Below are 21,865 nucleotides of genomic sequence, written 5' to 3'. Positions count from 1 at the left end.
TTACCAACCGATGTTTTGAACTAATTTTGGGTTGACTACCAGGTTATAATCAGATATAGGCCAGAAATAATCTCTTAGCATAAATCGTTGCTGGAAGATCATTTTAGGCCTGTAGTAGAATTGAGGACTCGACTGATCTATGTCCCATCCCTGTACGGGGCGACGGTTAAACTCTTCCAAAGCGCGTTTCCATCTCCTCAGGTCCCAGAAGCGGTGACCTTCAAAAGCTAGCTCGATCAGCTCCTCTGTTTGAATGATATCCCTCATACCCTCTTTCGTGGTGTACTTACCCGGGTTATTAGAATAATTGGTCCAGGAGGTCCTTACCGGTTGAAGGCCGGCCCGTGCCCTGACAAGATCAATATACTGATGAACTTCCTCAACCGGGCCTTGCGATTCGTTTAATGCCTCTGCGTAAAGCAAATAGAGCTGCGCCAGACGCATAACAGGCCACGGATACTCTCTCACACTGTAATCGGATGACCCGCTGCCCTGAACATTCTCATAATGCACATATTTCTTAACATAGTACCCGGTCACCGGGCCATAATCCTCTTCAACTTTTCCGTTGGGCTGCCCTTTTCTGTTTGAAACATAGAAGAAGTTTCCGGGGTTGTTATCATAAGCCCTGCCATTATCACCTTCTGCGTACCAAACACCTCCGTCAAATCCCAGCCAGGCATAAAATCTTGGTTCCCTGTTAAAATTATTCGCCGATGTGACATAATCCCTTCTGATATAGAGTTCATCGCCGGAAGTACCTGTTTTCGTCTGCAGGTTGCTCTGATTCCAGCTATTATCCTCATTTATGGGAATGCCTTTGTCTGTATAGAACATGTCGGCAATCTTAAGCGGCGGAGCGAGTTCCGACATGATCCGTGCATTTTCAAGGCGGCTGTGATCTATTTTTACAGCAGCCACCTTCTGTATCAGATTCGCAATACTCTGCGTATTACCCCAGATAATCTCGCTGTTCCACCTCTCATTGAAGGCATTTCGCAGACTCATCTGCGTTCTTATCTGCTGCGTCGTCTGTTTATCTGTAGGAGTAAACTTAAAAAGACTGTTTCCTGCCTGATGACAGATATCTATTGCCGCTTTACAGGCTGCCGCTGCAGAATCCCATTTAGCAGGGGAATAGGTCGTATTAAACAATGGCGTTCCATCTGTATTTTTTAAAGATGTCTGATCAGTATTGCCATTGAACAAGGGACTGGCGGCTGTTACCAAAACTTTAGCTTTGAGCGAATAGGCTATAGGCCTGGTAATACGGCCGAGCATACTCATAGGATCCGAAACCTGCATTGGCAGTTTATCCTTTGCTTCATTCAATAAAGTGTTAATATAGCTGAAGCAGGAGTCTGCAGGAGACCTCGCTACCTTAAACTGGCTGATATCAGCATCTACGGGGATACTTTCCTTCATAAGCGGCACCGCGCCGTACATCCGAAGCAGGTAAAAATGATAATACGCCTTAAGAAATTTAACCTCTGCAATCCATGCTGACCTCTCCTCGGCCGTCAGGTCGGGTACACGGTTTATATTCTCAAGGAAGATATTGCAGTCCCTTATTCCCTTGTAAAGTTCATCCCAGTGAAACTGACCTATAGGATTAATACTATTCTGCAATCCCCTGGCAAGATTGAAAAGCCGGTGATCAAATTCTGGTCTTCCGGTATTATACAGAGCCCAGATCTCATCTCCCCCTAAAATTGCCGGATCCAGTGTGAGATCACCGTCTTTGGGCATATAGGAGTAACAGGCATATAAATATTTAATGGCCTCAGACCGCATAGCAAAGGCATTGTCAATGGTAGCCACATTATCAGGAATAACATCAAGATAATTCTTGCAGGAGGCGAAAAACGACAGAATTAAAACCGTTGCTACTCCGGCAGCGGTACATCTTCCTTTTCTTATATTTTTTAGAAAATTCATCATAATTAATTGAAGGTTAGATTTATTCCCGCATTAAAAACTTTTTGAAGAGGATATCCGAGCCCATCCCCGGCCATTTCAGAGTCCCACATTTTAAACTTGCTAAGCATTAGAAGATTGCTCCCGCTCAAATAGATCCTCAGATTGGAAACCTCTATCCGCTCAAGCAATTTCCTGGGCAAAGTATAGCCAACTTCCACCTGCTTAAGCCTCAGAAATGATGCATTGCGCATCCACCATGTACTGAAATTATTATTATTAGCATTTAAGGTAGGGCTAAGCCTCGGCCAGACAGCATAGAGATTACGGTTTTCTTCTGACCAATGGCTGTCTGCGTAAGCTTTGAGCAATTGTGTTTGGTTATTAAATGGCGAGGTAGCTCCCTGATCAATCCAAAAGGACTGGTTGGCAGCCCCTTGAGCAAAGGCTGAAAAGTCAAAGTCTTTATATTTAAGGGAAAATCCAAAGCCGTACACCACTTCAGGAGTTGTTGGATTTCCTATCGGCACCCGGTCTGCATCATCAATCTTTCCGTCGTTGTTTACATCCAGGTATTTAATGTCGCCACCTCCATAATCACCGAATTGTCTGGGAGAATTTGCAGCCTCCTGATCATCAACAAATAGTCTCTCTGCAATGAAACCGAACTGCTGGGAAAGAGAATACCCTACCCTCGAACGCCAGTATTCTTTATATTCAGGTTCTTCATAAAACTGATATCTGCTCTTTGCGTACGTTAAGTTACCCCTCACCGAAAGCCAAAGGTTTTTACTCCAGGACTGGCTATAATCCATGGAAATATCAAGTCCCTTACCACTAGCTTTTCCAACATTTGCCCGTGGAGTATTACTTAAGCCAACAACACTGGGAATTGATGCCCGCGACATTAATATATTATCCCGGTCTTCAGTAAAGTACTCGGCAATAATATTCGACTTCCCGAACAGACCGAGCTCCATGGCTATATTTTGCTTAGTCGATTTCTCCCAGCTTATATTGGGATTTGCATACCGGTCTATAAATACCCCATTCCGAACCTCCCCGAAATCACGGCCGAAGCGGGCGCTCCGTCCTGATGCATCCATATTGACATTAGACATATAAAAGAACCGGTCGTTGATGTCACCAATCTGGTCGTTACCCACAAGTCCGTAAGTATATCTTAACCGGAGATTTGAGACCACCGGAACAAGCGGCTCAAAGAACTTTTCATTTGATACGCTCCAGGCTAAACCTGCCGATGGGAAAAACCCGAATCTGTTGGATTCTGAGAAGCGTTCCGACCCGTTATAACCAAAATTAAATTCTGCAAAATACTTCCTCTTAAAAGAATAAGTAGCTCTTCCTGAGAGCCCGAGGTTCCGTGAAGGAAGCGATTGTATCAGGCTCCCTGCATTGGCGTTCAGACTTTCTCTTGTTATAAAAACCAATAATCCCCCAACATCATGGTTCTTAGCGAAAGTCCGGTTGTAATTTAAGGCTGATTCCGAGTAGAAGGTCGAGGTAACAGTCTTATAGTCCTCATGAAAGTCAAGGTACTCCCGCCCATTCGTGTTAATCTGCGAAATATTATATTGATTTGTTAAGATATCGTATCCGGCAAGCTGATAGTAGAACGGCGCATATTGACGCAGGTAACCAAATGTATTAAGCCTTGTAAGGTTTAGCATTGTTCTGAAAGACAAGCCTTTTGTCAAACCATTTAAACCTTGTTTCAATTCAAACTGTGCCAGCATTTGCGACCTGGAATTATCTTTATAACCTTTCACCATGTCGGCATAAGGGTTAAGATAGGGCGCCCCTTCTCCGGAATTCCCAAACATGATGTGTTTGACATAGCTGTGCTGATCGTCTATGGGATAATAAGCGGGAAAACGCACAGGGTTAGAACGCATTACCTTCCCATACATTTCCTTCCCCCCGTCAAGCGGGCCACGGTAGTCGTCAAAATTGCCGTTCATCCGGACAATCAACTCGGTTGATTTGGTAAGATTAATATTGACATTTGCCCTCATAGAATAACTCTTCAGATTAATATTACTGTTGAAGTTATTCCGCTGATCTACTTTCAGTACTCCGTTGTCATTATTAAAAGCACCAGCCACATAATATCTTGCGATATTCCCGCCACCGCTCACATTCAAATTAAAGCGCTGGTTCAACGCATAATCTTTAAACAGCATTTTCCTCCAGTCATTTGCGGGATACACTAAAGGGTTAATCCCCGCACCTGTATTAGCGATTTTTTCTTCCGAATAGGGCAATTCATTGAGGGGGTTACGGGTGGCAACTGCTTCATTAGCCAGTTTCATGTAGGTGACAGGGTCAGCAAGTTCAACATTTCTTGTAGGAGATGATATAGAGTTCTCCAGTCGCAACGAAATTTTAGCCTTACCTACCGCACCCTGCTTTGTCGTAACCAATATAACGCCATTAGCCCCCCGCGCACCATACAATGAGGTCGCTGTCGCGTCTTTCATTACGGAAAAAGTAGCTATATCATCGGGCTGCATCCTTGCCAGATCAGTAGCTGTTAACTCTATTCCGTCAATTAAAATAAGAGGTCTCGTATTATTCCCGAAGGTTGTAATTCCCCTGACGAAAAAATCAGCGTTGTCAGCTCCCGGTTCCCCGCTCCTTTGATAGGATATAATTCCGGCAACCCGGCCTGCAAGGGATCCTGTAAGGTTGCTTGAAGGTACTCTTAGTTCCCCGGGCTTCACCGTCGTTATCGACCCGATTACACTCTCCTTCTTCTGAACTCCAAACGCAACAACAGAAACTTCCTGAAGCGCATTATCGGCATTCGGCAGCAACTTAATGTCCAGCACTTTCCTGTCTTTGATAACAACCTTCTGCGTTATGCAACCAATGAAGGAGAATATAAGGACATCTGCATCGCTGTTTACCTGTATCGTATATTTTCCGTCTTTATCAGAAACAGCCCCCCGCTCAGTGCCTTCGATTTTAATGGTTACCCCCGGCAGCGTCACTCCTGCCTCATCAAATACGGTTCCGGTAACCACCTTTTGAAGGCTGATGTCTGCTGCCTCTTTTTTTATTGCGTGCGAGGGTTTTACAACTATTGTATTGAGGGTGATCGTGTATGCGAAACGCTGCCCGTAAAATACCCGTTCAAGTGCTTCGTTTAAAGGAAGATTTTTAAAGTCGACACTCACCGGTTCAGCTTTACTGAGCTGCTTGTCACTGTACAGGAAATTGTAGCCCGACTGGAGACTTATTTCGTCCAATACCTTCTGCATCGGGGCATTTTTTACCTGGAGATTGATTTTCTGGCCAAATGTGCTGGCACTGACATGCAGAATAGCTATCAAAAGAAAAAACAAAATAAGTTTCATTATTAGCAGGATCTTTAGAACAGAGATCTTATAAATGCTTCGCCATGGAGCATAATATTCCATATATTTGATTGTTTGGGTTAGAGATTAAAGAATTGTACCGCAATTTTTGGTTAGATTAACCCAACAGATCAACCGGGGACGTCGCAACCGTCCCTGGTTATTAATGCTTTATTGGGTAAATAGTCTGAGTGTATAAATTAAGGCATAACAGTCACCCTCCTTCCTTCAAGCTTAAAATGAACTTCTTCTGTTGACTCAAGTACCCGCAGAACGTCACTTAGATTCTTAAACCTTGAAACAGTGCCCGTAAAAGTCGTATTTTCAAAACCAGGTGCATATACTATCTCGACATCGTACCATCGCGATATTTTCCGCATAATGCTTTCTACGTCATCTCTTTCAAAAATATAATACCCTCTTTGCCAGGCCATTTCCTTTTTTATATTGGCCTTATAAAGATTAATACGATCCGTATTTTTTACAACAACAGCCTGTTCACCAGGCTTCATCAGTCTGCTTCCATTGCCTTTCTTTACCATAACAAGCCCTTCAACAAGAGTTGTATTTGACTGGTCCTCGTCTTTATAAGCCATTATGTTGAAGTGGGTACCTAAGACTTCCACCTCCATATCGCCAGCCTTTAAATAAAAGGGCATTTTTTTGTCCTTCTGCACCTCAAAATAAGCTTCACCAGTAAGTTCAATGGATCGTTTACTCCCGGTAAATGTGGCCGGAAATTTTAAGGAAGAGGAAGCATTCAACCACACTTTTGTACCATCAGAAAGAATGACCTGGTATTGTCCGCCCCGGGGAGTGGATATTTCATTCATTTGGCCGGCGCCACTTGCCTGGTTATGATGATCATAAATTAGCTGACCGTCTTTTTTCTTCATGATTACAGCGTTTCCCTGGTTTGCCAGGACGCCTGCTTCTGATTCTTCGAGGATTATCCGCGATCCGTCCGAAAGCGTTAAAACAGCTTTATTTCCTCCCGGTGAGATATCATTACGCGTCTTTACATTTACCGTCTTCTTTATATTTCCTTCAGCGTCACGAGCATCTTTAATGAAAAAATATAATGCAAAAGAGAACACAACAAAAAAAGAAGCAGCTGCTGCGAGCCGATATCGCCTGATCCTTGTAGGGTTGAAGGAGGCTGCGTGCGGATGAGTCTCTGCCTGAATTTTTCTCAACAGATTTAACCTGAGCAGTTCTTCATCCTCCCCGTCCCATTCTACTTCTTCTGCGACATGGGTTTGATACCAATCTTCTAAAAGCTTGTGCTCCTCAGGAGTAGCTTTACCTGCTAAATATTTTCTGATTAATAACGTTAGTTCCTGAGGCTGCATATTTGGCGTTGTTTATGTATGTACCGTCACCGGATAGTTTACCCTTAGTCACACCAAAAAAAAACACAAGCAGTGCCTGTCAAAATGCTGCATCCGGGGAGGATAGGAAAACCTGGCAACAGACAGTCGTTAAGCCAAAAACTTCAGTATGATATACAGAAATAACCCATACTTGAAGAGGCGAAGCCGAATGGTTTTTAAGGCTTTGGTAAGATGCGCTTCTACCGTTTTTTCCGCTATATTCATCTCTTCCGAGATTTGAGGAATGCTTAAGCCGGAATTACGGCTATACTTGAAAACAAGCCGGCATTTCTCCGGAAGCTCATCGACAATACCGTTGATATATTCCTGCAGAAACTTAGCCTCAATTACATCGTCCGATACAGGAATCGTCTCCTGTTCCTGAATAGAGCACTTGATCTCTGTACGTCTTTTTTCTCTTTGGAGGCTTTTTAATACAGCAAATTTCACCGCCTTGGCTAAATAATTATCGAGAGTTTGGATAATAAGCACCTCTCTCCGATCCCAAAGACTGATAAAAATGCTTTGAACAATCTCTTTCGCATCGTTCTGATCTCTGGTATAATTGAACGCAACAGCAATTAATCTCTTCCAATAGCGGTTGAATATCTCAGTAAAGGCAGCTTCTTCCCCTGCTTTCAGAAGTTCCGTAAGTTCTGCATCACTAAGCTTTTTTATGCGGCTCATAATTCCTGTAACTTCTATAACGGTATCATTATTGAAGCATAATCCTTTTAATAAAAACGATTTAGTAAAGAAAGTTAAATATAGGAATATTTTAATCTTTAATAATTAATTAAATAGCATCACCGACAGAGGGTAGCACCGCATACTGTTATGCTGAAACCTTTTGTAGTTATAACGTCCGGATCAGGATCATAGTGCGCTGAGAAAAATATACTTTAAATCCCTATTGTCTACTGTTCCTACTGATTATTTTTGAACTACCCGAGATATCTTTAAGACAAACAACTATGGAATTTAACCCCGGTAATATCGTGATCCAACTCTGCCTGCAGGGGATGAAACTGGAAGAAAATAATGAACCAGGGAAAGCTGGCACCATATTTCTTCAGGCCTGGAACGCAGCATCGAATGACTTCGAAAAATTTATCGCCTCCTGGTATGTGGCGCGGCATCAGCCAAACTCAACTGAAAAATTAAAGTGGTATGAAAGTGCCTTACAGTTTGCTTTGAAGGTTAACAACGATGCGGTTAAAGCCGCACTGCCGTCACTGTACTCCAATATAGCCGGATGTTACGAAGAGCTGGGCGACAACGATCATGCAAAAAGGCAACGTGAATTATCCTTGGCATCTGCATGCCAGCCCTCAGACAAGGGACCATTTTATCACGGTACAAAAGCAGACTTAAAGACAGGCGACCTGTTGACCGCGGGCCGCGTGTCCAACTATCATCCAGAACTGGTGATGAACCACATTTACTTTACAGCCCTGACCAACGGCGCAGGGCTGGCCGCTTCTTTAGCCAGGGGTGAAGGATTAGAACGCGTTTACATCGTTGAACCCACTGGCGGTTTTGAAGACGATCCGAATGTTACCAACAAAAAATTTCCCGGCAATACAACCCGTTCCTATCGGACAAAGCACCCCTTAAAGATCATTGGCGAGGTAACAGACTGGCAAAGGCAAACACCAGAACAACTACAACAATGGCGAGAAAAATTAGCCGGTAACAAAGGTGAGATCATCAATTAATCCGGTTTACCGTAACAGCCCTGACTTTACCCAATCAGGGCCGTTACCCGAAGGTTATAATTCCTCGTCAATTTGAAAAACTACACTGGCTCTGCCTGAATTCACCTGAGGATTGAACCCTACATTCATCAAAAAGTCCCCCGAATACAGCTGTCCGTTTTCAAGGGACGAATATGTTCCGGGATAAAGATTGATCTCACTAATCCGGTATTTCCTGAGGGGATCCAGACCCTTCAATTTTACCGGAAGTTTACTACCTGCCCCATAGCGGTTACTAACCAGATAATTAAATACAACTCCCCTGCGCCGTTCTGCGTTTACATACATTAAAGAAGCAACATCGTTTTCCCATGGACTGGCAAGTCGGTACTGGTCGCCATGCCAAATGACGTCCTTCAGGCTTTTATAGCTTGCAATAGCTTCCCGGCAGAAACGGAGGTCGTTAGCGGAAAGCTTAGAGACTACGATGTCGAAACCTAGCTTACCCATCATGGCAACATCTGTTCTGAACTTGAGAGGTTGTTTTCCCCAATCCGTAACATGATTGGAAGAGCTGATAGCCGGGTAGAAATAAGAATACTCCCATTGAATGAAGATCCTCTCAAGCGGGTCTGTATTATCGCTTGGCCAGAACTCTGTAAAATACTGCAGGGCCGCATAATCTACCCGGCCTCCGCCCCCCGAACAAAGCATCATCGGAACAGAAGGATACTTGGTTCTGATCCTTTTAAGCACGTTATACAAGCCGCGCATGTATTCAATATAGAAATGAGACTGATTTTTAAGATAGGCAGAATGCGCATTGTATATAACAGCATTACAGTCCCATTTAATGTAAGACAGTTCCGGGTTTTTAGTAAACAGGTTATCTACTATTCCATAAACGAAGTCCTGGACCTTTGGGTTAGAAAGATCAAGAACCAGTTGATTCCTGAAATAATGTTCCTCACGGGCAGGCTGCTTCACTACCCAATCGGGATGATTCTCATATAACTCGCTTTTGGGATTGACCATTTCCGGTTCAATCCAGATTCCGAATTTCACTCCGTTACCCTGTGCTTCTTTCACCAGGGAGCTGATACCATCAGGCAACTTCTTCCGGTTCTCCTGCCAGTCCCCCAAACCTGCACGATCATCATTTCTCGGATATTTGTTGGCAAACCAACCGTCGTCAAGCAGGAAAAGATCGACCCCGAGTTTTTTTGTATCTTTTATCAGTTCAGCCAGCTTAGTTTCATTGAAATCAAAGTATGTGGCTTCCCAGTTATTAAGTAAGGTAAGGCGGTCGCCATTCCCATTCAGAAGCTTGTAATTTCTCGCCCAGCTCTGTAGTTGCCTGCTGGCATTTCCCTTGCCCTTATCTGAAAACGTATACAAAAAAGCAGGGGTTGTAAATGTCTCCCCCGGCTTCAGGGTATAAGGAGAGGCGTAGTTGTTAATGCCCGCTATTATCCGAAGATTATCCTGGTAATCAACTTCCAGATCAATTTTGAAATTTCCGCTATATTCTAAAGCACCATACAACACGTTGCCCTCTTCTTCTGTCGCCGGTTTGTCGAGAGAGATCATAAATACCGACGGCTGAAATAAGTTAGCCCGGGTGCCCAGTTTTGAATCCAGAGTTTTAATTCCGTGAGTCAGCCTGCTCTCTTCGGGCTGCATCTCTTTTGCCCAGTCGCCATGATACTGATTCAGCCAATAACTCTTTGCCTTGATATGCAAGTTAGCAGAAGCATACTTTTGCAGTATAACCTTATCTTTCTCACCATGTTTAATTTCACTCCACTGCTCAACAACATCCTCCCTGAAGTAGGATTTATAAAAAAGAGTGACTTGAAAATCATAAACCGGATCCTTTAAAAGGATACTTAAAATGCTGACGTTGTCGTCTACTTTTATCTGCCTGTGACTCACATAGCGCAAATCAAGGGAGTTGTTACCGTCAGCATGAGTAACGGTAATAGCAGGTTCAAGCAGGTTTCTTGATCCTGAAGGAGTATAGACCGAACTCGCCAGGCCTGTATACTCCTCTGTTTGTTTATATGCTCCCTGCAATAATTTGTATTCATTTATGTCAGCCAGCTTTTTGCCGAAAAATATAATACGAATATCTTTATCCTTTTCTGCCGCTATTACCAGTGCATTATGTTGGGTTTGAACAGGTATAATGGTTTGAGCAAAAGATGTAACGCTTATAATTACCTGCCCCATTAAAAAAGCCGCAAATAGAAAGATGTTGCCGGCGGTAGTTTTGTTTAATTTCATGAATGTCCTGCTCCTTATTTGCTCTCTTGTATTTTCTCTGATCGTATTTCTTTCAGAACTCCGTTAACTTTTACCGTTACGTTTGATCGTACAGGTGACAAAATTTTATAGTTAATCACTTTTCCGTCTTTCCAGCTAAAGTCGACCGTATAGTTTCCTCTTGCTTTCAGTCCTTTTACTTCACCGTAAGGTTTCCATAAATCCGGAATGGACGGAATAAACTCAATATATCCATCATGGCTCTGGATCAGCATCTCGGCAATACCAGCAGTCGCCCCAAAATTGCCGTCGATCTGGAAGGGGGGGCCTGCCGACAACATATTGGGATAAACCCCTCCCCCGGCTCCGTAATTGATATCTGTTTTCAACGTAGGTTTTAAAAGTTCCCGGAGCAGCTTGAACGCTCTGTTCCCCTCGTGCAACCTTGCCCAGAATAGAAGCTTGTAAGCGATTGTCCAGCTTGGCCCGTCATCTCCCCTCACCTCAAGTGTCTTCTTTGCTGCCTCCGCCAGCTCAGGAGTCGACCGCGGAGTAATCAGTGTTGCCGGGTACAGCCCGTACAAATGAGAAATATGGCGGTGCTGGGGATCCGTTTCTTTATAATCTTCAAGCCATTCCATTATTCTCCCATCTTTGGAAACCTGACCTACCGGCGGCAGCTGTTTAATTTTTGTCTCAAGCATCTTCCTGAATGCATCATCCTTACCTAAAACCCTGGATGCGATGATCACATTACCAAACAGTTCCCTCACGATCTGATTATCGATAGTAGGCCCCATTGTAATGTTCGCACTCTTCCCGTTAGGAAGATAAAAGCTATTCTCAGGCGATACCGACGGAGAAGTCACCAACCACCCCGTCTTTGGGTCTTTTACCAGCGCATCGTTATAAAATTCCGCAGAACCTTTAATAAGCGGATAAATCTTTTTCAGGTATCCTTTATCTCCTGTAAATGCGTAATGGTCCCACAAATTATTGCAAAGCCATCCTGAACCTGCATTGGAAGCTCCCCAGGATGCGCTCTCCCCCGGTTCTGTAAAGCCCCAGACGTTCGTGATGACATGTGCGATCCATCCTTTTGCATTATAATATGCTTTTGCTGTCTTTTCGCCGTTTTTTACCAATCCCTTCACAAGATCTGCAAGCGGAAGGTTTAGTTCCGATAGATTTGAAACTTCTAAAGGCCAATGGTTCATCTGCACATTTACATCAAGGTGGTAGTCACCGTTCCAGGGTGTATTGATCTGATTGGCCCAAAGTCCCTGAAGATTTGGTGGCAGGAGCCCTGCATAAGTGCTGCTGATGCTTAAATACCGGCCAAACTGATAAAAAAGAGCAGGAAGGCCCTTATCGGCCTGGGGATTATTATAGTAAGCTGCAAGTCGCTTATCTGTTGTAAGACTACCATTCTCCCCCTGGCCAAGGTCAATACTTACTCTCGAAAACAATTTACGGTAGGCTGCGATATGGTCCTGTTTCTGCTGATCATAATTTCGCTTTACTGCCGACCTTAATGCTTTAGCCGCTTTCTCTGCATAATGTGGATTTTTATAGTCGGTAGCTGCCGAAATAAAGATAATTACTTCTGTCGCATTCTTTATCTCCAGCGTATTTTGCACGACGCTCTGACTTCCGTCCTTTAGCCGTGTTCTCAGGCGGGTGATATAGCGCATACCCTTACCGTCTGTTCCGTTATCCAGCTGTCCTCTCATCACTAGTTCGCCGTCTTCAACGGTGGTTTCGAAGCTCTCCGGCCTGCTTAATGCCAGACTGAGATTTAGTTTTCCGGGTTTGTCTGCCTTGATTCTAACAACGCCGACATCATCACTAAAACTGGTAAAATACTCTTTAGTGTAGTTTACGCCCTTCACACTGTATGAGCTTGTAGCAACTGCGCTGTTCAGAAACAATTCGCGGGTGTAGTTCACGGGATAAAATTTCTCTGTTGGCGACAATTTGTAGTCATAAGTCAGCTGAAGCTCACCTAAAACCTGGAACTTACCCCACTGAGCTCCGCCTGAACCGGAACCTTTACACACGAATTCTTTATTTACCAGTTCCTGGGCTTCATCATTCTTCCCCTCCATAATCAGCTTACGGATTTGAGGAAGAACCTTGTAGGCATTGTAATTATTTGCGTCCTGAGGGCTTCCAGACCATAGGCTAATATCGTTCAAAGTTATTTTTTCAGTAAAAAATCCCCCGTCGGGTGTCATTCCCAAATGACCGTTACCCAGAGGGAGAGTTTCTTCCCATATCTGTGCCGGCTTATCGTACCAGAGTTTTAAGGACTGCTGCGCGAACGTGGCCTGAACAAGGCAAACAGCTACGATTGCACATTGAAAAGCTTTTTTAATAATCATAAGTAATATATCTGAGTGTGTATAATTATTCATTCCTGTTGATCGTTAAGTGGCCGGTTCTAACACCGAAAGAATTTGCAGACGGACGGTCTGCTTTAGCCTTCCCCCAATTTTTGTTTGGCTTTGCTCCCATTACCAGTTCGAGCTTCCCTCCTGCCTCAATATCCGATTGCGTAATATAAGTCCGGGTGTATGGTCGTCCATTAAGCCTGGCAGACTGGATATATATATTCTTTGCCGAGGCGTTAACAGCCTTTATTCCGAACGTTTTTCCTTCAGCAAGTTTGACAGACACATGTTCTAAAGCAGGAGAGCCAATAACGTAAACACCGCTGGCGGGGTTTACCGGATAAAATCCCATCGCGCTGAACACATACCAGGCCGACATTTCACCACAGTCGTCATTACCGGCATAGCCTGAAAAGGATGTGTTATACAGGTCATTTAATACCCTGGAAACGTAATATTGAGTCTTCCACGGCTGTCCGGCATAGTTATACAGATAAGTAACATGATGGCTCGGCTCATTTCCATGGGCATACTGGCCAATAAATCCGGAGGCGTTCCCATTTACCTCATCCGGCCTGGCGTCAAGGGTAAAAAAAGTATCAAGCTTGTCTGTAAAAGCGTTATCTCCGCCAACTAATGATATCAGGTCATAAATATCATGAGGAACATACCAGAAATATTGCCATGCATTCCCCTCGGTAAAAGGATTCCCGCCATTAGCTCCATATTTAAGGGGACTAAAAGGTTCCATCCACTTGCCCATGTCGTCTTTCGCTCTGAAAAAGCCCATTTTCTCATCGTAGAGGTTTTTATAGTACCGTGACCTTTTTATGAAACGCTCATAATCAGCTGTATTCCCAATCTTCCTTGCGAATTGCGCAACACACCAATCGTCATAAGCCATTTCCAGAGTGATGGATACCGATTGGCTTTGCTTATTCTCCGGCATATATCCGTATTGTTCCCAGATACTGAACGGCGAATTCAGATGATCGGTAAGTGATGAGTTTTTTACCGCTTCATAAGCCTTCTGAATATCAAACCCGGGAATACCTTTTAATACCGCATCAACAATTACCGGAATTGCGTGATTACCGATCATACAATAGTTTTCCTGCCCCCATAATTGCCATACTGGCAAATATCCGTAGGTTTCGTATTGGCGAATCATGCTATTAACAAATTTACCACTGCGCTCCCTTTGTATTAAGGTATACAGAGGATGAGCTCCGCGATAGGTGTCCCACAGGGAAAATGTAGAATAATGTGCTTTGTCTTCCGCGTTTTTGATTGTGTAATCCGCAGCCATATAATCTCCGGAAACATCCGCAATATTATTGGGTTGAAGGAGAGCATGGTAAAGACTTGTATAGAAAATTTGTTTTCTCTCCTCTGTACCCTCAACCTTTATCTTTTGAAGTTCTGCCTCCCATTTAGCCTCTGCTTCCTGTATCTTGTTGTCGAAGTCCCAGGCAGGAATCTCAGATTGAAGATTCGCCTTCGCATTTGCGATACTTACTGCCGATAAACCAACTTTTGCAAGCAGGGCGGGTGTATCTGCGGTATCAAAATCGAGAATAGCACGCAGGTCCGTTCCGTTTATCAAAGGCTGATTAAAGTATTCTGCTCCTCCGTCAACGAAATCATGAGCTTTGATGGGCTTTGAAAACTCTATGTAGAAATAAACCTTCCTGAACTTAGCCCACCCTGTTATCATGCGGTAGCCTTCGATGGCATGGTTGTTAACCAGGCGGAACTGAGCATTTACAATTCTGCAATTCCAGTCAGGTTTCTTGAGTGAGTGATCAAGGTCGATGACAACATGTGCTTTACTATCTTTGGGAAACGTATACCGGTGAAAACCGGCATGTTCCGTGGCCGTTAGTTCAACGTTAGTTTTATGGTCAAGTAAAAAGACGCTGTAGTAGCCTGGTTTCGCAGTCTCCTGCTGATGAGAAAATCGGGAGCGGTAGCCGCTTCCTGGTTGAGAAGGATTGCCGGCACGCGTTTTTATATCGCCCGTTGCCGGCATCATCAATACGTCAAACAGCTCAGCAACCCCTGTTCCACTGAGGTGCGTATGGCTAAATCCCACAATTGTGCTGTCGTTATGATCGTAACCTGAAGCAGCACTCCAGTCTGGTGCATCTTTGGTATCAGGACTTAACTGAACCATGCCGAAAGGAACGGTAGCTCCCGGGAAATTATTCCCCGACAGACTGGACGAAACAGGGCCGGTTCCGATAAAGGGATTCACATAGGAAGTTAACTTTCTACCCGATTGCTGTCCGAAACTTTGAAAAATTACGAGACAGCCTATACTTAAGAAGATATTTTTAACGAAACGATTAACTGTGAACATATTAAAATATTGGTGATATATATCTCAGCATCTAATTATCATTGACAAGGAAGTTGACTACCCGGCAGGCGTTTCCTTTACTATTCTGATTTTTTTTATCCAGTACTGTAAGTGTCAGCGTATGTGAACCGCGCTTAAGATCTCCCTCAAATAATATATAGTATGGCAAATGCAACCAGCTGCTATATTCAGTATATAGATCGAGTTCTTTCACTTGCCCCTTATCAATAGAATAAGAAATAATTCCTGCATCTGCTCCCGAAATTATCGCCATCCCAACGGCGGTTCCCCTGAACGGGAGTACCAGGCTTGCGCCCGGCTGTTCTGATACAAGCATGGGAACATTCACAAATCCTTCCCTCGTTGATAAATGATCAGCAGGTTTCCAATTGGGAACATACGTCCATTTAGCGTCCGGCTTCCCGTTCCTGATATTATAATAGCGGCCCTTAGTAAAGCTTGCAGGGATTAATGCTGCAGGCCGGCTTGATTTTACATTTCTCTCATTTTCCTGAGTAACGAAAGCATCCTGAAATAAACTCTTAATTGTAGCAAAGTATAACTCCTGCCCGAAGGGCGAGGGGTGAATATCTTTAAAATCGTCATCCCATGAAAATTCGCCTTCTTTAATCTTGTCAGCCACTTCTTTGGCCAGATTAATAGATGGCAGGTTATAATGAGAAGCAACCAGTTCATGATTAAATACTTCAAGGGGAATTTTCCCTTTGGCGTAATCTGCGGTTTTATAGGTATCAGCAAAAGACATCATGATTATATCCATTGCGGGATTAGATCTTTTAGCATGGCGGACAATTCCCTCCAAAGCTCTTAGTTCTGTAACGCTGTCAATACCGCTCCCACGGTCGTTAACTGCAGCTTCCAGGAACATTAAATCGACCTTTCCTGAGTCCAAAAGGTCCTGCTGCAGCCGGAAACTGTGGGCTAAACTGCCCAAAGATGGAATAGCTGCTTCTATAAACCTGAATTTAGTTTCAGGAAAACGTTCGCTAAGATAAAGACTGACTTTCTCCCTCCAGCCGGGGTTATGCGTGATAGATCCTCCTAAAAAACCTACTGTCGCTTCCTTCTTCCCGGTAAATAATTTAAAAGAGTTTTGTAATCCTCCTCTTATTGTAATATAATTTTTATAACTAAGTGACGTGTTTACAGGAAATGAATTCCGATAAATAAAATCAGCAAATTCACGCGCTTTTCTGATCGGAAAGTGATGCCCTTCCAGTTGACGGGGACCATCCGTTACGGGATAAACTGCTGCCGGACCGCCAAGTGCAATATAGCGTTGGGTGAGAACATAGGTATTTTCTGTATTTGGCACAATCTTGTCGTCCTGGCCAATCACATGTAGGACCGGAACTTTGAAGGAGGCCAGCCCTTCCAGATTGTCAACCGGATTATCGCGAAAAGTCAGCGCTTGCTGCTCATCCCAATGCATGGCAATTAGTAATTTCTTCCACTCCGTACTGTCTCCCTTTCCAGAACCCTTTCCTCCCGGCCAGCTTTTGATATCGCAAACAGGTGCTTCTGCATAAATGCAGCTAACCTTATCGGGATTCCTTTTTGCCCACCCATAAGCATACAGGCCCCCCCTGCTTACCGCTTCCAGTGCTGGCCGGGAGGCCAATCCCTTCATGCCTGTAAGATATAAGTAAAATCTGTCCCATACCTGCATCGCATAAGGGCTGCCAAATTGATCATCCACAGATACATAGGCAATATGAAATCCTTTTGCAAGAAGGATACTGTCCATATCAGTATGCCAGTCAGGGAATGAAGACCTCCATACCCAGGGCTTGCCGGATAATGGCTCTTTGGGCTCTACGTAGTAAGCTTTGTGATCTCCGATTGAAAAGTTTATCCTCTGAAAACCTTTCCATGTATCAGGAACGGAAGATTTTACATATTGGGCCTGAGAGACTGTTGCCCAAAAGATATAGCAAGCGAAAGAGCAGAAAATCTTATACATTAAACCATGTGCTATAGTAAAAGGCGAAGACTAAACTTCGCCCTTTATGTTTAATTATTTCAATTTGTTCCAAAGCGTAAGTTCGCTGATATTGCAGGCATTTGTATTGCCGTTAGCTGTACGCTTCACCCTCATCCGAATATACCTGACCGCTGGCGGATTAGCAACTAAATCGAACCTGTAAGGAGCGCTTCCATCGTCATTTCTGCTAACGTCGGCTAACAAGGTCCATCCTTTGGAAAGCATTTCATCTTTCCATCCGGGATGATTACCCGCCAGCGTTGTCTGCGCATTACTAATGTCCGCAATACCCCATATTTCAAACTGAACAGGATTATGGCAACAATCGCGGCCGGTTTCTTCCATTCTGGCTAAGTTTTGATAAACAACGCCCAAATCAAATGTAAAGTAATGAGGCATCGGAACGTCGTTGGTATGGAAAAGATTTGGAAAACTTTGAGGGCCAACGCTTCCATCCCATAATTTCTCAAATTGAGTGCCCCAGTCAGCGGTAACCTGGCTCACTAATGGCATTGCTTTGAAAAAGGACTTATCCGCTTCTCCATATAAAACCTTATTCATATCAATGGATGGAAAATCAGCATACTCTTCAACATAAAAAGTATCTATCGACGCTTTACCAGGGATGTATGCAGACCGGTATTTAATGGCCGTTTCTGGCTTATAGTCACTTAAAGCTACTTTTTGCTGGCCGGGAAATTTCTTCTCAACCAGGACACCTTGTTTGTTGGTATATTTTATAACAGTCCACACTTGCGTCACATTCATTGTATCAGCAGGTAGAAAATTAAGGGCTAATTCAGCGTCGTTATCTAAGTAATAAGACCGGTTAACATCATACTTCCGGTTTAACAAACTTCGTTGAAAGAGAGGGCCGTATACCTTGATGTTATTAATCTCTTTGGGAATAGAATGATTTCCCTTTCCGTCAACGGCATAAATTGTAAAGCTATATGCATACTCACTGAGGTTGCCGATAGTTGCTTTAATAGAATCTGTTTTCGCAGATAAATTAACAACCTGAGAATCCGCCCGGTTGTTCCAGTAAATAACATATTTAGTAATACTCGGGTCCGGGCTGCCTTTCCATTTAAGTTCCACACGTAAATTCCCGGGAGTACTGATGACGTTTTCCACGGCACCAGGATAAGTGATCTCATAGCCGTTGAAAAAATCGCGGAACGCAGTGTCACTTTTTTCGCAACTATACAGAAAAACAATTACCAAAAGTGAAGAGAATATATATCTGATATTTTTCATGTTTTAAGCTTTTTACAATCCCTTATTCCGGCCTGCCATAGACAGACAATTCAATAATATGAGCTGCATCTGAGTTTCCCCAGGTCGTTCTGACTGCAATTCGCAGGAACTTAACTGAGGGGGCATTAAATGGAACATTGAAGCTCACACCGGCTTTGACGAAAGTCTCATCTGCACTATTCGTAGATCCGGGAGGGTTGCCGGAAGGGGGATCGGGGAAGTGATAATTGCCTAAATTTATCCAGTCACCTAACTGAGTACCTTCAGGAGCAAGCAAAGGTAACTGTGCTTCACCCGGACGATCTTTATTAGATCCCCATAGAGAAAAATCTTTAGGATTACCAAGACCATAAGTATATTCACCTGTTCTCTCCCAGATAACAAAACGGCTCAATTTATAGGTCTTGCCTATGCCGAAAGAAGCAACGAAAGGCGGATGCCCCCCCGAAGCGGTGTGCCATCCGTCACCGCCCGTATTCCCGTTCCATAGGTTAGGAAGGACCCAGCCAAATCCAATCGGACTATCAGTAGTCAGATTATAGACGCTGAACTTGCTTTTGTCAACTAATTCCTCATAAAGTGGAGTTAAAGTACTCGTAAGGGTGTCGGAGATATTACCCCATTTGTCTGTAACATATAATCCAAAGTCCCTCGGCTCATTTACAAAGCCGCGTACGGCATAATTGACCGTCGCATCTTTGGTAAAAAACTGGTCCTGTACCTCCATTTCTCCGGTAATCTTATTCTTAGCCAGCAGTATCAGTCCGATCTCCTTATTTAAAGAATTGAGCCCCTGAATATTGATACCTCCAAAATCCTCACCCATCTTGAAGGAAGGCTGTACATATTCATATACCGGTGTGAGAGGATGGACTTTAATTTCTATAGGGTCTGACATTACGTTAGCACGGGAAACGGTATAAAGTGTTACGTCATATTCCTTTGATTTTGCAAATCCTTCAACAACAATGGTATCCTTGTAGTAGGAGGCTTTTGTTTCCCTAACGGTTTTATCATTAATCCGATACCTGGCCAGCACATAGAGCAGGTTGTCCGAATTAGGAAGATCGTAGGTGATATAAGCTCCTCCGTTAAAATTATCAACTTTAACATTCGTAATAATGCCCGGCCTGGTCTTGTCAGCAGAAACAGGTTCGTTAAATCCATTGTTCTCCTTACACGATAATACCAGCATCATGAATGAAGCAATAAAAAGAGGCAATAATGATTTCTTAATTTTTTTCATGATTTTAATTCTAACTATCGTATCCAATTACCAACCGGGATTTTGTACAAGATTGGGGTTTGCCAGGAGAGTATTATCTCTTATAGGCCATAAGTAATTTCTGAGGCTGAACACGGGAGTAAATATGGATGCGGGGCGGTAATACCGCTGAGGATCCGACTCAAAAATATTCCAGCCCTGCATTGGATCTGACATCACCCCCTGCAACTCCTTCCACCTGCGTAAGTCCCAGCCAGCCTGTCCTTCAAATGCCAGTTCTATTCTTCTCTCACGGTGGATGATCTCACGCATCCCGCTCTGTGAACGAAACTTTGAAGGGTTATTAGAGTAAGTTTCCCAGGACTCTACAATGCCTGGCAACCCGGCTCTCTGTCTAACCTTATCGAGGTAGGCCACTACCTCCGTATATGGCTTACCTTGTTCATTTAACGCTTCTGCATACAACAGATACAAACCGGAAAGACGGACCAGGGGCATTCTGTAATCCACCCAGGTCATATTTCGATCATAAACAGTTAAGTAATTAACCAGCTTCTTTGGCCAGTATCCCGTAATATTTGTTTTGGAATCATCTCTTGGACCTGCATAAGACGCTGGCCCTCTTGCCTGCACATAAAGAGCATCCTCCGGGTTTCTCAAATAATCATCGCCATTGCCATACCAGATCCCACCGTCGAATGCCACCGAAGCATAAAACCTGGTTTCTCTGTCGAAATGTCCTTTAACTGTTGTGTATCCATTTTTAATGTAATAACGGTGTTCGTTATCGCCATTTTGCAAAGTATAGCGATTAGAGTAATCCCATGTTTTGTCCTCATTAATGGGCACACCATTTTTTGTATAGAAAAGTTCCTGCTCAGAAATAGGTACAGCAAGAGTACCCTGGGCAACCAGGTTTTGTGTTGAACCCAATGTTAAACGGGGCATAGCGTACTCCTGTTTTCCAAAGCCAAAAGTTGGATTAAGAGCCCATATAATTTCTTTGTTTAGCTCCCATTTTTCAGTGATAGCAGTTTGAATTGAAAGTACCCGTTTCAGTTCAGAAGGCAGGTTTGTTGGCACAACCCCCTGCGGCGTATACTCATGAAGCCTGCTGCCGCTCTGCTCAGCAAGAGTAATAGCATTTAAGCACGCTTCCGCAGCGCTATCCCACTTTTTTGCATCGTATAGTGCCGGAAAGAGAGCTTCACCATCCTTGTTCTTAAGGCTGGCATAGTCCGGGTTACCGTTAAAAAGAGGGCTTGCTGCGGTAGCCAGAATTTCCGCTTTTACCGATGCCGCGATTGGCCGGGTAATTCTTCCCATTTCCCTGTTAGCGTCTGTAATGACCAGTGGCAGATCGGGAATAGACTCGTCCAGCAAACGCACCATATAATTGACAATAGTATCAACAGGTGCCCTTTTCAGCCGCACCTCTTCGATACTGCTGTTGATCGGAAGATTCACATCAACAATCGGTACGGGACCATATAACCGGAATAAATAGAAGTGATAATACGCCTTTAAGAATTTAGATTCTGCTATCCATCTGACCTTTTCGGTTTCTGTTAAATCTATAGGTTTGTCAATATTCTCAAGCATGGTATTACATCGCCTGATCGCCTGGAACATTGCCGGCACGTTGTTCCTCCCTTCCCAAAAATTCAAATAAGGCTCATCTGTTTTTTGTGTTCCGTACATCAGGCGAAGTCCCACCGGATCAATACCGGTTACCCTCATTCTCTCTGGAAATATTACTTCCCCGGAAGTGACAAAACCTGCATTGTACTGGGGATATTGTAGTTGCTGCAAAGTGGCGTAACAGCTAAAAAGATAATTTTCGGCTTCGTTACGGTTTCTGAATGCATAGTCTATGGTTCCTACGTTTTCCGGCGTCACATCAAGATAGTTCTTGCAGGATACAGATGCAGAAACAAAAGCCAATGCGAGAAAGTATTTATATATCCGTTTCATTTTAATTTCTCTAC

At 43.7% G+C, this 21,865-nt stretch carries 12 protein-coding genes; 1 reads left to right on the top strand and 11 read right to left on the bottom strand.

Annotated features, from left to right (window positions below; genetic code table 11):
- The 4 genes from DDR33_RS11000 to DDR33_RS10985 all read right to left on the bottom strand — a co-directional run bounded on the left by DDR33_RS11000 (position 1) and on the right by DDR33_RS10985 (position 7,357).
- Positions 1–1,941 carry a RagB/SusD family nutrient uptake outer membrane protein gene (locus DDR33_RS11000; protein ID WP_238387761.1) on the bottom strand — a complete coding sequence of 647 codons (1,941 nt, stop codon included), beginning with the start codon at positions 1,939–1,941 and terminating at the stop codon, positions 1–3.
- 2 nt (positions 1,942–1,943) lie between these two features.
- On the bottom strand, positions 1,944–5,297 hold the full coding sequence (locus tag DDR33_RS10995) for a TonB-dependent receptor (protein ID WP_238387760.1): 3,354 nt from the start codon (positions 5,295–5,297) through the stop codon (positions 1,944–1,946).
- A 200-nt stretch (positions 5,298–5,497) separates the two neighbouring features.
- Positions 5,498–6,649 carry a FecR family protein gene (locus tag DDR33_RS10990; protein WP_109415843.1) on the bottom strand — a complete coding sequence of 384 codons (1,152 nt, stop codon included), beginning with the start codon at positions 6,647–6,649 and terminating at the stop codon, positions 5,498–5,500.
- Between the two features lie 129 nt (positions 6,650–6,778).
- On the bottom strand, positions 6,779–7,357 hold the full coding sequence (locus tag DDR33_RS10985; RefSeq protein WP_109415842.1) for an RNA polymerase sigma-70 factor: 579 nt from the start codon (positions 7,355–7,357) through the stop codon (positions 6,779–6,781).
- A 623-nt stretch (positions 7,358–7,980) separates the two neighbouring features.
- On the opposite strand from DDR33_RS10985, the gene arr reads away from it, so the two are divergent.
- Positions 7,981–8,388 carry an NAD(+)--rifampin ADP-ribosyltransferase gene (gene arr / locus DDR33_RS26965; protein WP_394341111.1) on the top strand — a complete coding sequence of 136 codons (408 nt, stop codon included), beginning with the start codon at positions 7,981–7,983 and terminating at the stop codon, positions 8,386–8,388.
- Between the two features lie 54 nt (positions 8,389–8,442).
- Here the strand turns inward: arr and DDR33_RS10975 are convergent, their stop codons facing one another.
- Genes DDR33_RS10975 through DDR33_RS10945 form a run of 7 tightly spaced genes read right to left on the bottom strand, consistent with a single transcriptional unit; the run spans position 8,443 to position 21,851 of the window.
- Positions 8,443–10,653 carry an alpha-galactosidase gene (locus DDR33_RS10975; RefSeq protein WP_202913716.1) on the bottom strand — a complete coding sequence of 737 codons (2,211 nt, stop codon included), beginning with the start codon at positions 10,651–10,653 and terminating at the stop codon, positions 8,443–8,445.
- A gap of 14 nt (positions 10,654–10,667) precedes the next feature.
- Complete coding sequence (locus DDR33_RS10970; RefSeq protein WP_109415968.1) at positions 10,668–13,016, bottom strand: glycoside hydrolase family 95 protein; 2,349 nt, start codon at positions 13,014–13,016, stop codon at positions 10,668–10,670.
- 25 nt (positions 13,017–13,041) lie between these two features.
- The gene (locus DDR33_RS10965) at positions 13,042–15,387 is read right to left on the bottom strand and encodes a GH92 family glycosyl hydrolase (protein WP_109415839.1); all 2,346 of its coding nucleotides are present in this window, start codon (positions 15,385–15,387) and stop codon (positions 13,042–13,044) included.
- Between the two features lie 31 nt (positions 15,388–15,418).
- Entirely contained in the window at positions 15,419–17,371 is a 1,953-nt protein-coding gene (locus DDR33_RS10960) for an SGNH/GDSL hydrolase family protein (RefSeq protein ID WP_109415838.1), read from the bottom strand.
- Between the two features lie 54 nt (positions 17,372–17,425).
- Entirely contained in the window at positions 17,426–18,652 is a 1,227-nt protein-coding gene (locus DDR33_RS10955) for a DUF4998 domain-containing protein (RefSeq protein ID WP_109415837.1), read from the bottom strand.
- A gap of 22 nt (positions 18,653–18,674) precedes the next feature.
- Positions 18,675–19,898, bottom strand: coding sequence for a DUF4959 domain-containing protein (locus tag DDR33_RS10950; protein ID WP_109415836.1), 1,224 nt, complete (start codon positions 19,896–19,898; stop codon positions 18,675–18,677).
- A 27-nt stretch (positions 19,899–19,925) separates the two neighbouring features.
- Positions 19,926–21,851, bottom strand: a complete 1,926-nt coding sequence (locus tag DDR33_RS10945) for a RagB/SusD family nutrient uptake outer membrane protein (protein ID WP_109415835.1) — start codon at positions 21,849–21,851, stop codon at positions 19,926–19,928.
- Between the last annotated feature and the right edge of the window lie 14 nt (positions 21,852–21,865).

Origin of the sequence: Pararcticibacter amylolyticus (assembly GCF_003130405.1) — a bacterium.
GTDB classification, from domain to species: domain Bacteria; phylum Bacteroidota; class Bacteroidia; order Sphingobacteriales; family Sphingobacteriaceae; genus Arcticibacter; species Arcticibacter amylolyticus.
This window is presented reverse-complemented; position numbering and strand designations above follow the sequence as displayed.